This is a genomic window from Rhizobium sp. BK456 (assembly GCF_014194045.1).
In the GTDB taxonomy this organism is placed as follows: Bacteria; Pseudomonadota; Alphaproteobacteria; order Rhizobiales; family Rhizobiaceae; genus Rhizobium; species Rhizobium redzepovicii.
The window spans coordinates 75,805-87,756 of sequence record NZ_JACIAO010000002.1 but is presented as its reverse complement, the minus strand read 5'-3'; the positions used below and the strand labels follow the sequence as shown (position 1 = coordinate 87,756).

The following is an 11,952-nucleotide window of genomic DNA, read 5'->3' as shown; positions in this document are numbered from 1 at the left end:
TCATGACACTGCGTTAGGGGATGCAGAGCGCGACGGGAAACACCATATCGAGGATCTGGTGACAGGGATGGTTTGCGGACGAGCGACAGTGGGGTGCTCGGCCCGCGCGGCGAACGGCAAAAGGACAATGCTGAGGACATTTGAAAGGGCGGCGCTCGAAGCCGGCAAGGCCATTATCACGGTCCTGCGCGAAGGCTTCCCGGTCGCCATGAAAGCGGATGCAAGTCCGGTCACGGTCGCCGACGAGGAGGCCGAACGCATCATCCTCGCTCATCTCGACAGAGATTATCCCGAAATACCGGTCGTGGCGGAAGAATCGGTCGCCGCCGGAAAAGTGCCCGACATCGCCGGCCGCGGCTTCTTCCTGGTCGATCCTCTCGACGGCACGCGCGAATTCGTCGACGGACGACAGGAATTCACCGTCAACATCGCTTATATAGAGAACGGCGTCCCGGTGGCCGGCATCGTCTACGCCCCGGCACTCGGGCTTGCCTTCTTGGGCGAACGCGGCCATGCCGAAAGGCTCGTAGTCACCGACGATTTCACCGTCGGCGCCCGCAGTGCAATTACCGTGCGCGAACAGCCGGAGGACAGGCTGGCGCTTGCCAGTCTCCGTCACAACAGTCCCGAGACCGGAAGCTTCCTCGCTCACCACGCCATCTCAAAATGCACCAATATCGGCTCCTCGCTGAAATTCTGCCTGCTGGCCGAAGGCAAGGCCGACGTCTATCCGCGCTTCACCCGCACGATGGAATGGGACACGGCGGCCGGCGATGCGGTATTGCGCGCTGCTGGCGGCTCCACGGTGACGCTCGACGGAGCGCCACTGACCTACGGCAAGACGGGCGCTGCAGCCGATTTCGACTTCGCCAATCCGAACTTCATCTCCTGGGGCGGCACGAAACGCGTCCTCGAACCGGTGTAACTACCCGCCGCATCGCCGAACTCGCCTCTATCCACGCGGCCGGGCCTCGGCGGCCAGCACTAAGAGTGATTCGCAAACGGCCGGTGATTCTCGATTTGAACCCCGTTTTTCCATTTTCCCGCGCCGGATCGTTACCCATCTCGCCTTGATTTTGTCATATTGTGACACAGTTTGGGAACGATCGAGCATCCCAGCCAGAAAAATTTGGTGTCGGAACTCGTTAACAATACCGCCGGACGATGGTCGGTCGCGTGCCGAAACAACACGTCGCACCACCCCCGGAAGCCCTCGCCAAAGGCCTAAAAACCTTGACGAAATTCCAATTATTAACGAAATATCATGAGGTTGCCTCAACTTAACGCAGATGCGAAAGATTTATTGCGATGCGATATTTCTCTGGACAGCATTACACAATTGTCGCATTTTTCCGTTTTAGTAGGGTTACCAAGACCTGAGTGCAGCCCTGGTGACAGGGTAAACCATTGATCGCCTATTGCCGCCGCACCCCTCGAAGACAACAGAGTACGATCCTTGAGCATCACGGAACTAAACAACAGCATTTCGACTGAGTCCTTCCGGCCGAGCCGCCGCCAGCAGCCGAGCCTGAAGATCCAGACTCCCGTTATCCATAGCGACGCGTCCCAGGCGTCGTGGGTGGATCTTGCCCTGAAGCGGGCGTTCGACATCGTTTCGTCGTTGAGCGCCCTCCTCGTCCTTGCGCCTTTCCTTCTGTTCGTCGCCTTGCTGATCAAGCTCGACAGCCCGGGACCCGTGCTCTTCAAGCAGACCCGCTGGGGCAAGAACTGCAAGACCATCAAGGTCTACAAGTTCCGCTCGATGCGCACGGATCTCTGCGATGTCTCGGGTGTTGCCCAGACGGTGAAAAACGACCCGCGCATCACCCGCGTCGGTGCCATCCTGCGCCGCACGAATGTCGATGAGCTGCCGCAGCTGCTGAACGTGCTGATGGGCCACATGTCCGTCGTCGGTCCACGCTGCCATGCGATCGGCATGCGCGCCGGCGGCATGCTCTACGAAGAGCTCGTCCCGGAATACCACCAGCGCCACGCCATGCGCCCCGGCATGACAGGTCTTGCCCAGATGCGCGGCCTGCGCGGCCCGACCGATCGTCCGGCTAAGGCACGTGCCCGCATTGTGAGCGATCTCTACTACGTCGGAAATTTTTCGATCGGGATGGATATTCGCATCATTGCCGGCACCGTCGTGTCGGAACTGACCCGCGGAAAAGGCTTCTAAGCTTTTAAGAAAGGGGCCGGCAGCGAGAGCCGCCGGCACCCGACCGCTCCGGTGACCGCCTCCTGCGGCTGACCGAATCGAGCTTGCGCATCGCGCACTTCAAATAACCCGACCCCATATGCGACGAGAATTCGAGAATGATCGCAATCTCGTCGCTGCTTTGCCGGCGACCAGCGCAGGCATACGATTTCGCGCCAGGCGCGCCATCGCCTGCGGCCATGCCGGCATGAAACATCCGTCCGAAAGCGAAGATGTATTGTTTCAGGTCAGCGCTGTGTGGGCGCGAAGGCGAAAATATTGTTCGAGGCGTACATCTGAAAACGGATTGAAGGTGCTTTTTTGGCGCCGCCGCCCGCCTCACTGAAAATCGGCCTCGATCGTCCGCCTTCTCGCGCTCACATCTGCCTCAAGACAAGAAAATCGCCGGCCCGGTGAAAAAACGATTAAGCTTTCCGGCCAGTCAGCTGGTTTCCGTGAAAGCCGTGCGACAGCCTCTTGGGAAAGCTGAGCCCAGATAAAAATCGAAGCCCGCAAATCTCGCGATCTTGCCAAACCGCTCCCTGCCGCCGTTTGGCGAGATCCCATCGCGACCTGACTGCGAAGACAAAAAACCCAGCATGCTCAGCGCAATCACCGCGCATGCTCATCCATTTTCATCCTCACGCCACGTAGGGGTCTGCTTCAGTCTGGCCTCGCCGTCGGTAGTAAGAGGCCCTGTGCCGGGGCATCGACAGAGACGGCTTTTGCTCTCGCATGCCAAGCACACCAAGCATCAAAAGCGCGCGCTGGACTGAACCAGCGGGAAGAACAGAGACGATGTCTCACGTTCATTCCTATGCCCCGCGCGACAAAACTTATCACGGAAAATCAGTCATATTTATTCGGCAAGCCCCCATTCACGCCGCCCCAAGTTGACGGAGCGGAAGATGGCCATCCCGTATCGGCCGGGGGGCCCAGGGCATCTAAATTTGTTATCAAAGTCTTACGATGAGCTTAGGCAATTTTTAAATGTGGCAGGCTAGAGTGACGTCCGTGGTCTTGCGTTGTGTAGAGAGTCCAATGACCGAAATGATACGTCCCCGAGTAAAATATGTCATCGGCCCCGATGGCAGCCCCCTGACGATCGCGGATCTTCCGCCGCCCAATACGCGGCGCTGGGTGATCCGTCGGAAGGCAGAGGTTGTCGCGGCTGTTCGCGGTGGCCTGTTGAGCTTGGAAGAGGCTTGCGAGCGTTATACGCTCACCGTCGAAGAGTTTCTCTCCTGGCAATCGTCGATCAACAGCCACGGTCTCGCCGGCCTGCGCACCACGCGCATCCAGCAATATCGCCACTGATCGTACGCCATCATCGGGATTTATTTCGGGCCGGACGCATTTCCCATCAGGGAATGAAGAAGGCCCGAAATCATTGACGAGGCTGCGTAGCACCAAAGGCCCGGCTGCGCGAAGGCATCCGCCAACCCCGTTGTCTTCGCCGCCGCAATGACGATCGCCACCAGCAGCACGTCCATCATTGACCACTTGGACAGATGCGGCACGACGCGACGATAAAACAGGCTGCCGGCCCCGCCGCCGGCACCTGCCGCTTCCGCGGAGATCCCGACCATCTTCAGTAGCGGAAGCACGATCGAGACCAATGCGACGATCGCCGCCAGCAGCCTATCCCCGCCCCGCCAGAGCGAGACGACGATTTCGATGAGCGACGGGGTCTGATCGAAGAAATACAGCGTCTCGAAACGGACCAGCGGCAGGATGAGGCCGAGCGCCAGGAGGAATGGCGCGGCCACGAGCAGGACGGGGCGGATCATCGAAAGCGCCCTCATAGGCCCGAACCTCGCGCCGACCCGACATTTTTCATGAACACGCCGTCTCCTCCAGCCATGGCCTTGCCGACTTGGCACGATCGCGTCGCCGTGTCACCGTCGCCGACGACAATATCCCCATCCCTCAGCGAGGAAAGACAATGGACATTCGAAACGAGGAAGGCGCATCCGGCGGCCGTTATGCGGCCGAGGTCGAGGGGCACGAGGCGGAGATGACCTATTCGCGCACCTCGGCGAAACTCGTCATCGTCGATCACACCGCCGTTCCCGATGCGCTACGCGGCAAGGGCGTCGGCCAGGCATTGGCGCTGCAGGCAGTGGAGGCGGCCCGGACCGGCGGCTGGAAGATCATCCCGCTCTGCCCATTCTTCAAGGCACAGGCGCAACGCCATCCGGAATGGCACGATGTCGTGAATTGATCTTTGCGGCTCAGACGGCTGCGATTTCCGGGTGGGTGATAGAGTGTAAAACGGCGAAACACCAAAAGCCATGTATGACGGACAGCGCGCCCGTCATACATGGCTTCTCAGTGGCTGTCCCAGGGCGCCGCAGCCGGCGCCCGCCGTTTTTTACGCCCTTGCGCGGGCGCTGGTGTCACGTTCTTCCAGCGCCGTCGCCCTTGCATATTCCGCCTGCATCTCTTCGAGCGCCATTTCCAGCGACTCTTCCTGCATCTTCAGTTCCTTGATCGAAACCTGCAGGTTGTCGGCCCGCTGACGCGCGGCCTTGGCGAAGGTCGGATACGCAAAGTGATTCGGATCTGAGATTCCGGACTTCTTTTCCTCGACGACGATCTGGCTCTCCAGATCCTTCGTCATCCGTTCGAATTCGGACATCATCATCTGCAACTGCTGCAATTGACGTCGTTTTTCGTTCACCTGAAACTCTTTCAGGCGAACGAGACTCTCTCGCGACTTCATACGCATTACTCCCGTGATGCGAGACCCCGGCTCAACTTGAAACCGCCCTGCGCGCCGCTTTGACACGGTTTGCTAAAAAATTTCCTGCGATATTAACAAATACCTACCGCTGGTAACCTTTCGTTTACGGGCATCGTTAATGATAGGCCCGATGATTTAAGGGTCGGTAAATGCCGCGGCATTAAGTTCGAACCTTTTCATTGGCGAGTCGGATGAATCACTTAGCGCATTTTCCTAATGTTGAAGATGAAGAGCGCCATTTGAGATTCCTATTGGAAAACAGAGAAATGGAAAAAATATTTAATAAATTCGATACTCCTTGCCAGAGTGAATTAGAATTTGTTAACCATTTCGTGGCAGCTTCCAAATCACGTAGCGTGTTCGGTATCGTGTAGGGGGCCAGACCACCTTTCGGCGGCGGTAAAGGGGATAATTATGCGGGTACTACTCATCGAGGATGATAGCGCGACGGCGCAGAGCATCGAGTTGATGCTGAAATCAGAAAGTTTTAATGTTTACACCACCGATCTCGGTGAAGAAGGCGTCGATCTGGGCAAGCTGTATGATTATGATATCATCCTGCTGGATCTGAACCTGCCCGACATGTCCGGATATGAAGTGCTTCGCACGCTGCGGCTGTCCAAGGTCAAGACACCGATCCTCATTCTGTCGGGCATGGCCGGTATCGAAGACAAGGTTCGCGGCCTCGGCTTCGGCGCTGACGACTACATGACCAAGCCGTTCCACAAGGACGAGCTCGTTGCCCGCATCCACGCCATCGTCCGCCGCTCCAAGGGCCATGCCCAGTCAGTCATCATGACCGGCGAACTGATCGTCAACCTCGACGCCAAGACTGTCGAAGTCGGTGGCCAGCGCGTCCACCTGACGGGCAAGGAATACCAGATGCTGGAGCTGCTTTCGCTCCGCAAGGGCACCACCCTCACCAAGGAAATGTTCCTCAACCACCTTTACGGCGGCATGGACGAGCCGGAACTGAAGATCATCGACGTCTTCATCTGCAAGCTCCGCAAGAAGCTCGCCAACGCTGCTGGCGGCGCCAACTACATCGAGACCGTCTGGGGCCGCGGCTACGTTCTGCGCGAGCCGGATGGTGCCGAATACGCCGAAACCGCCTGATATTTCCGATCCCCCTTATCGGATAACGAAATCCCGCCCTTCCGGCGGGATTTTTCGTTTCTGCCTGGCAACGAGAAGAGGCCTTAATAAAACAGATGTGAGGCTGGATAAGCGGTCGAACCTTCTCCGTTTCGATCAAGAAAACGGAGTGTGGGCGGCCGAACGTGCTTACGCGTTCGGCGAGGCTGCATGGAAAGGCGACCTGGCGTCAGGCAGCGATCGCGCGGTTTCCGAAAACGGCGGTCAGGATCTTGCGGTCGAACGGCTTCAGCAAGAAGTCGGTGGCGCCGGCCCGTTTGCCCGCCATCAGCTTCTTCAGATCCGCCTCCACGACGCAGTAATAGATCTTGACGTCTTTGCCGCCGTCCATGGCGCGGACGGCGGCGATGAGGTCGAGGGCGCCCTCCATGCCGGAATCGACGATCAGATATTCCGGCAGCTCCGTCTGGCAGCGCTGCAGCGCCTCGCCGGCGTTGGAGGCCTCGCTGACGAGAAAATCGAGTTCGGAGAGAATGCGCTTGCCGACTTTGCGGACGATATCCGAATTATCGGTGATCATGAACCTTTGCATGGGCGCTCCTTTGCCCCTCGCATTCGTCGCAGCAAGAGGCCTCTTACAACCCTGGAGGATAGGTCCATCAGGCTAACGAATCGTTACCGGACGGGCTAAGACACCCGTCCAATCTCGAAATCAGGCCGTCGCCGCGGCCACCGCCGTGAACACCAGTTCTTCGGCACTGGCGCTGTGATCAAGTGTCATTCCGCACTCCTGCGCCAGAAGCACAGTGTAATAGGGCTGGATCGAATGCGCGTCGATCGCTTCCTCGATCGTGCCGGTCGAGATCTCGACGAATTTCGGAGGCAGGCGCATCAGCTTGCCTTTGGCCGTGAGCTTGAACCTGGCATCGAACTCGGGATTCTCAAGCGTTACCTCGAGCACGCCGCCGCGCGGAATTGCCGAATAGGCAACGAGAAACAGGTTGAGCAGCAGCTTGACGCGATTCTTGGCGACGATGGCGCGTGGCCCGTTCCAGATGACCTCGGTTTTCTTCTCGGCGATGGCGAAATCCTTGGCCGCACGCTCGGCCTCGCCGGTATCGATCGAAGCGCCGACAGAACCCGAGGCACCAAAGGCGAGACGCGCGAATTTCAGACGGACGGAAGCGTTGAGCGCGCTGGTGCGGATCAGGTCCATCGCATCGGCGTCGGCACCCCCCTCATCCAGCAGCTCCAGCCCGTTATTGATCGCACCGACCGGTGAGATGACATCGTGGCAAACGCGGCTGCAAAGAAGCGCGGCCAGATCCGGGCCGGACAAGGTGAGATTGGGGTTCTTGGACATCATCGTCTCCTGAGGGGCGGCAAGTTCATCGCGCCCGGGAATATGCTTCATCAAAATTGCGCGAAGTTTGCGATCGTACTCGGTGCCATAATGACACCATATTTGGTAAACCGATTGTTAAGATCATCGGCGCAAAATGCACCAATCGCCGCGAGCGGTTGCCCGCTCCCAGCCAAACGACGAACGGATGACACCATGCGCCCTCGATTTCCGCACCGATTCATCGGCTTCTGCAGGTTGCTTTCGGCCCTCGTCTTTTCCTCGCTGATGGTCGTCGGGCCTGCCTCCGCCCAGGACAACGGCCAGTACACGATGCAGGAAATCGTCGATGCCGGCCACTCCTTCTTCGGCTCCGCCAGCGGCGGACTTGCCAAAGTCGTCGAGAGTGCCTTCCAGAAATACGGCCTGCCGAATGGCTACATCCTCGGACAGGAAGGCGGCGGCGCGTTCATCGCCGGCCTTACCTACGGCGAAGGCCAGCTGAACACCAAGAACGCCGGCGAACATAATCTCTACTGGCAGGGCCCCTCGCTCGGCCTCGATTACGGTGGCCAAGGCTCACGCGTGATGATGCTGGTCTACGACCTGCCCTCGGTAAACGGCATCTATGCCCGCTTCGGCGGCGTCAGCGGCTCGGCCTATGTTATCGCCGGCTTCGGCATGACCCTTCTCAAGAACAACGACGTGCTGGTCGTGCCGATCCGCACCGGCGTCGGCGCCCGCTTGGGTGTCAATGTCGGCTATCTCAAGATCACTCAGGCGCCGACCTGGAACCCCTTCTGAGACCGCAAAGCCGCCGGAAAGCGCCGCCGTTCGCATCGGCGGCCTTGCCCATATGCGTCATGCGTGCTTAATCATCGCGGCTGACCTCTTATCAACCTTCGAATCGATGGCCGCGCCGTGATCGAATACGCTCTCTTGTTCGGATTGGGCTTCCTGACCGCGGCCTTCCTCGTCTTTCTGGTCTCGCCCGCCGTTCACCGCCGTATCGTCTGGTATACAGAGAACCGCCTGAAGGCGACCATGCCGCTCAGCCCGCAGGAGGTTCGCGCCCAGAAGGATATGGTGCGCGCGCTCTATGCGGCCGAAAACGCCCGCACCACCCAGGACCTGCTGCGTGAGCGCGAGAAATCCCTGTCGCTCCAGCTTCGCCACGACGCGCTCGCCGTCGATGCCGGCAGGCTTGCCGCCGAGATCGGCGAATTGCAGGCCCAGATCGGCGAGATGCATGTCGAGGCCGCCGAGCAGCGCTCGCGTCTGCGCAAGGATGAGAATTATATCAGTCAGTTGAAGACCAATCTGCATATTGCCGAACAGTCCGCGGCCAACAAGGAGAGCGAACTGGCAACGATGCGGACGCGGCTGAGCAAGCTCGGTGAACAGACCGATGGGCTGAGGATCGATCTGGCCGCACGCGAAACCGAGGCGGAGAGCCTGAAATCCCGCGTCAACGCGCTACGCGACGAACGAGATACGTTGCGCCAGGACGTCAACCTGCTGCAGAAGCGCGCCAAGGATGCCGAACAGAAACTGACGCAACAGCAGCACATGGTGATCCGCCTGGAGGACAAGGCCGCGCGCGACAGCGCTTCCGCCGCCGAAAAGGAAGCCCTGGTCGCTCGCCGCCAGCAGGAGATCGCCAAGGTGAAGGAACAGTTGAAGGCCGCCAATGCCGAGATCCGCAAGGTCAATCGCGTGCTGCGCGACGCCGGCCTTGCCGGGATGGCCGCGGAGCTGCCGGCGGAATCGACGGCCGAAGACCCGGCAACATCCACGCCCGACACCGCCGTCGTCACGGCTGAGATCGGCGAAGATGTCCGCAAGCGCAGCGCCGCCCTTGCCGAACGCCTGCAGAATGCAAAGACGGTGACCGGACGCGATGGGGAGATCCGCGAGGAAATCGCCTCAATCGCCGCCAACATGGTGGCCCTGACCGCACTCAAGGAGGGGCCCTCCTCGCCGATCCGCACTCTTTTGCCGAATGCGGCGGAAAAGACCCCGAGTGATCGCGTCAGCCTTGCCGACAGGGCGGCCGCCATCATCGCCGATCCCCAGCGCTAACGCATACCGCCCGGAAGCGTGCCGCGGTTCCGGGATAACGACATGCATCAAAACAAAGGACCGAAGCGCCCCCGCACTTATGCGACGCGCTTTAGGATCACAATTCAGATCCGATCCATCGCCGACGCCATCGAAAACAGCGCAATGCCGGTTGCCGTCGCGGCGTTGAGACTGTCGAGATCCTCCGACTGCGGGATGCGGGCGCTCTGGAAGCGCGCCAGCAGCGCCTCCGGCAACCCCTCCCCCTCGGTGCCGATGACAAGCGCCATGCGTGCCGAGGCAGGAATAGCGCGGATATCGGTCTTGCCGTGCGGGGAAAGCGTCCAGATGGCAAAGCCGCGATCGGCAAGCGAGAGCAGCACATCCATCGCCTTGCCGCCGCGCCGGTGCGGAACGCTCAGCACCGAACCGACGGAGACACGCAGCGCCTTGCGGTAGAGCGGATCACAGCAGGTTTCGTCGAGCAGCACCGCATCCGCCCGGAAGGCGGCTGCATTGCGGAACATCGAACCGGCATTGTCATGATTGGAAATGCCGCAGCCGACGAGCACCAGCGCCCGTTCCGGCAGCGCCTCGAGAAGGGCCGCCTCTCCGCGATCTTCCCGCCGGCCGAGCGCCAGAACGCCGCGATGCAGATGGAATCCGACGACGCCGTCAAGCACATCGGCCTCGGCGACATAGACCGGCACATCGGCCGGCAGCCGCTCGAGGATGGGCATAACGCCGTCGACGCGGTTGCGCAGCAGCAGGATCTTCTCGGCGAAAAAGCCGCGGTCTTGCGCATGCGCCTCAGCGAGCATGCGCAGCACGACGGTGCCTTCGGCGATGAAGCGGTTTTCCCGGCCCGTCAGATCGCGCTCGCGAATATTGCGGAATTCGGCGATGCGCGGATCGTCGGCGCTGTCGATGGCGATCGGGACGGCGGCCATGCCGGCCTCAATTGCCCGCGACGCTGACGTCGGCGACGGTGCGGCCGGTCCTGAGGTCGAAGACCAGCGCCTTGCTCTTGCCCTCGGCCGTTTCGCCGTAAAACAGGATCTGCCCCGCCGAAAACGAGGTGGACTGTACCTTGAAGCCGAGCGGTAGGGAAACTGTCGCCGCAAGCGGCGCATCCGAAGGCACGCCGGCGGCGGAAACGGTCGCCGCCGTCTCCTTGGGTTCGCTGTGCATCGTCTTATAGACAACCGCGCCGAAGACCGCCATAAGGCTCACGAACATGATGGCGCCGGAAACGATCTGCAGGCGGACCATCTTGCGCCGGACACTTTCCATTGCCGGATCAAGGGGCTTCTCTTCCTGGTCGTCTGGCTCGATTGCTGTCATCTGTGCGTCCCGTTCTAAAAAAATACGTCGGAGAAGAAGCGTCTTGAGCGACCCCTTTAAACAAGCAGCCGGCAATAGAAAAGTCCTGACCGCCGATGAAACGGCCGAAGGCCGGCTCGACGCCTGGCTGACGGCACAGGTCGGCGAGGAATTTTCGCGCAGCCGCATCAAGACGCTGATCAAGGACGGCCAGGTTTCTCTGCGCGGCGAACCCGTCACCGATCCGCAGCGCAAGGTGCGCAACGGCGATAGTTTCGAGATCACCCTGCCCGAGCCGGAAGACCCGACGCCGCAGGGTGAGGATATCCCGCTCGATATTCTCCATGAGGATGAAGACCTCATCGTCATCTCCAAGCCTTCCGGTCTCGTCGTCCATCCCGGCTCCGGCAACTGGACGGGGACGCTGGTCAACGCGCTGATCCATCACTGCGGCGATACGCTCTCTGGCATTGGCGGCGTGCGCCGCCCGGGCATCGTCCACCGGCTCGACAAGGACACGACAGGGGTCATGGTGGTCGCCAAGAACGACATTGCCCATCGCCACCTCTCGCTCCAGTTTGCCGATCATGGCCGCACCATGCCGCTGGAGCGGGCCTATCAGGCGGTCGTCTGGGGCCGTCCTCGCTCACTGACGGGCACGGTCGATGCGCCGCTCGGCCGCGCTACCGGCGATCGCACACGCCGCGCGGTCAAGCGGCCCGACAGTCATGACGCCGACGAGGCGATCACGCATTATGAGGTGATCGAGCGCTTCCAGGAGAACCCGGACGCGACCGCGCTTGCTTCGCTGGTCGAGTGCCACCTCGAAACCGGCCGCACCCACCAGATCCGTGTGCATATGGCCCATATCGGCCATCCGCTGCTCGGCGACACGGTTTACGGCGCCGGCTTCAAGACCAAGGCCAACCGCCTGCCCGAAGAAATCCGCAAGGTCGTCAACAGTTTCAACCGCCAGGCGCTGCATGCTTTCATGCTGCAGTTCGAGCATCCCCGCACCGGCGAAATCATGCATTTCGAAGTGCCGCTGCCGGATGATATGGTGGAACTGGTCGAGGCATTGCGGGGATAGGGGCTCGTCTCCGCCCCCTCTCACAGCTGCGTGAGCGGCACCTTGAACCGCTGTTTTGCCACACTTATCTGTATATTGACTTAGTGCGGGCTCGC

General features: G+C 60.4%; 14 protein-coding genes and 1 pseudogene. 8 read left to right on the top strand and 7 right to left on the bottom strand.

The genetic code is table 11. The features are described from left to right. Positions 1 to 127: 127 nt before the first annotated feature. Positions 128 to 925: a 3'(2'),5'-bisphosphate nucleotidase CysQ gene (cysQ, locus tag FHX03_RS06680; protein ID WP_097629127.1), complete on the top strand. Its 798-nt coding sequence runs from the start codon at positions 128 to 130 to the stop codon at positions 923 to 925. 531 nt (positions 926 to 1,456) lie between these two features. Continuing rightward, the gene (locus tag FHX03_RS06675; RefSeq protein ID WP_003590533.1) at positions 1,457 to 2,182 is read left to right on the top strand and encodes a sugar transferase; all 726 of its coding nucleotides are present in this window, start codon (positions 1,457 to 1,459) and stop codon (positions 2,180 to 2,182) included. 4 nt (positions 2,183 to 2,186) lie between these two features. Here the strand turns inward: FHX03_RS06675 and FHX03_RS35040 are convergent. Then, a pseudogene (locus tag FHX03_RS35040) lies at positions 2,187 to 2,829 on the bottom strand (DNA-binding protein). 412 nt (positions 2,830 to 3,241) lie between these two features. Between FHX03_RS35040 and FHX03_RS06670 the strand changes: the two are divergent. Continuing rightward, positions 3,242 to 3,517: a DUF1153 domain-containing protein gene (locus FHX03_RS06670; RefSeq protein WP_007533628.1), complete on the top strand. Its 276-nt coding sequence runs from the start codon at positions 3,242 to 3,244 to the stop codon at positions 3,515 to 3,517. Positions 3,518 to 3,537: 20 nt separating this feature from the next. Here the strand turns inward: FHX03_RS06670 and FHX03_RS06665 are convergent, their stop codons facing one another. Beyond that, on the bottom strand, positions 3,538 to 4,005 hold the full coding sequence (locus FHX03_RS06665; RefSeq protein ID WP_183853026.1) for a paraquat-inducible protein A: 468 nt from the start codon (positions 4,003 to 4,005) through the stop codon (positions 3,538 to 3,540). Positions 4,006 to 4,145: 140 nt separating this feature from the next. On the opposite strand from FHX03_RS06665, the gene FHX03_RS06660 reads away from it, so the two are divergent. After that, entirely contained in the window at positions 4,146 to 4,424 is a 279-nt protein-coding gene (locus FHX03_RS06660) for a GNAT family N-acetyltransferase (protein WP_183853024.1), read from the top strand. 150 nt (positions 4,425 to 4,574) lie between these two features. Here FHX03_RS06660 and FHX03_RS06655 read toward each other — a convergent pair whose 3' ends face one another. After that, entirely contained in the window at positions 4,575 to 4,925 is a 351-nt protein-coding gene (locus FHX03_RS06655; protein ID WP_003566024.1) for a hypothetical protein, read from the bottom strand. A 435-nt stretch (positions 4,926 to 5,360) separates the two neighbouring features. On the opposite strand from FHX03_RS06655, the gene ctrA reads away from it, so the two are divergent. Continuing rightward, on the top strand, positions 5,361 to 6,062 hold the full coding sequence (gene ctrA / locus FHX03_RS06650; RefSeq protein WP_003542362.1) for a response regulator transcription factor CtrA: 702 nt from the start codon (positions 5,361 to 5,363) through the stop codon (positions 6,060 to 6,062). 208 nt (positions 6,063 to 6,270) lie between these two features. On the opposite strand, the gene FHX03_RS06645 is transcribed toward ctrA, so the two are convergent. Together FHX03_RS06645 and chpT are read right to left on the bottom strand one after the other, a co-directional pair. After that, a complete protein-coding gene (locus FHX03_RS06645) occupies positions 6,271 to 6,633 on the bottom strand; it encodes a response regulator (protein WP_183853022.1) in 363 nt (120 codons plus the stop codon). A 120-nt stretch (positions 6,634 to 6,753) separates the two neighbouring features. Then, complete coding sequence (gene chpT / locus FHX03_RS06640) at positions 6,754 to 7,404, bottom strand: histidine phosphotransferase ChpT (protein WP_183853021.1); 651 nt, start codon at positions 7,402 to 7,404, stop codon at positions 6,754 to 6,756. 195 nt (positions 7,405 to 7,599) lie between these two features. Here chpT and FHX03_RS06635 point away from each other — a divergent pair, with 195 nt between their 5' ends. Both FHX03_RS06635 and FHX03_RS06630 read left to right on the top strand, forming a co-directional pair. Continuing rightward, on the top strand, positions 7,600 to 8,187 hold the full coding sequence (locus FHX03_RS06635) for a DUF1134 domain-containing protein (protein ID WP_131711334.1): 588 nt from the start codon (positions 7,600 to 7,602) through the stop codon (positions 8,185 to 8,187). Positions 8,188 to 8,304: 117 nt separating this feature from the next. Continuing rightward, positions 8,305 to 9,465, top strand: a complete 1,161-nt coding sequence (locus FHX03_RS06630; protein ID WP_097629132.1) for a hypothetical protein — start codon at positions 8,305 to 8,307, stop codon at positions 9,463 to 9,465. A gap of 104 nt (positions 9,466 to 9,569) precedes the next feature. Here FHX03_RS06630 and FHX03_RS06625 read toward each other — a convergent pair whose 3' ends face one another. Both FHX03_RS06625 and FHX03_RS06620 read right to left on the bottom strand, forming a co-directional pair. Beyond that, positions 9,570 to 10,394 (bottom strand): TrmH family RNA methyltransferase, encoded by an 825-nt coding sequence (locus tag FHX03_RS06625; RefSeq protein WP_097629133.1) that lies wholly within the window; start codon positions 10,392 to 10,394, stop codon positions 9,570 to 9,572. Positions 10,395 to 10,401: 7 nt separating this feature from the next. Further along, positions 10,402 to 10,788, bottom strand: a complete 387-nt coding sequence (locus tag FHX03_RS06620) for a hypothetical protein (protein WP_097629134.1) — start codon at positions 10,786 to 10,788, stop codon at positions 10,402 to 10,404. A gap of 43 nt (positions 10,789 to 10,831) precedes the next feature. Here FHX03_RS06620 and FHX03_RS06615 point away from each other — a divergent pair, with 43 nt between their 5' ends. Continuing rightward, a complete protein-coding gene (locus FHX03_RS06615; protein ID WP_097629135.1) occupies positions 10,832 to 11,857 on the top strand; it encodes an RluA family pseudouridine synthase in 1,026 nt (341 codons plus the stop codon). Positions 11,858 to 11,952 lie beyond the last annotated feature (95 nt).

Coding starts and splice junctions, on each gene's coding strand:
- cysQ (WP_097629127.1), top strand. CDS start 128: ATGCTGAGGACATTTGAAAGGGCGGCGCTCGAAGCCGGCAAGGCCATT.
- FHX03_RS06670 (WP_007533628.1), top strand. CDS start 3,242: ATGACCGAAATGATACGTCCCCGAGTAAAATATGTCATCGGCCCCGAT.
- FHX03_RS06665 (WP_183853026.1), bottom strand. CDS start 4,005: ATGAGGGCGCTTTCGATGATCCGCCCCGTCCTGCTCGTGGCCGCGCCA.
- FHX03_RS06660 (WP_183853024.1), top strand. CDS start 4,146: ATGGACATTCGAAACGAGGAAGGCGCATCCGGCGGCCGTTATGCGGCC.
- FHX03_RS06655 (WP_003566024.1), bottom strand. CDS start 4,925: ATGAAGTCGCGAGAGAGTCTCGTTCGCCTGAAAGAGTTTCAGGTGAAC.
- ctrA (WP_003542362.1), top strand. CDS start 5,361: ATGCGGGTACTACTCATCGAGGATGATAGCGCGACGGCGCAGAGCATC.
- FHX03_RS06645 (WP_183853022.1), bottom strand. CDS start 6,633: ATGCAAAGGTTCATGATCACCGATAATTCGGATATCGTCCGCAAAGTC.
- chpT (WP_183853021.1), bottom strand. CDS start 7,404: ATGTCCAAGAACCCCAATCTCACCTTGTCCGGCCCGGATCTGGCCGCG.
- FHX03_RS06635 (WP_131711334.1), top strand. CDS start 7,600: ATGCGCCCTCGATTTCCGCACCGATTCATCGGCTTCTGCAGGTTGCTT.
- FHX03_RS06625 (WP_097629133.1), bottom strand. CDS start 10,394: ATGGCCGCCGTCCCGATCGCCATCGACAGCGCCGACGATCCGCGCATC.
- FHX03_RS06620 (WP_097629134.1), bottom strand. CDS start 10,788: ATGACAGCAATCGAGCCAGACGACCAGGAAGAGAAGCCCCTTGATCCG.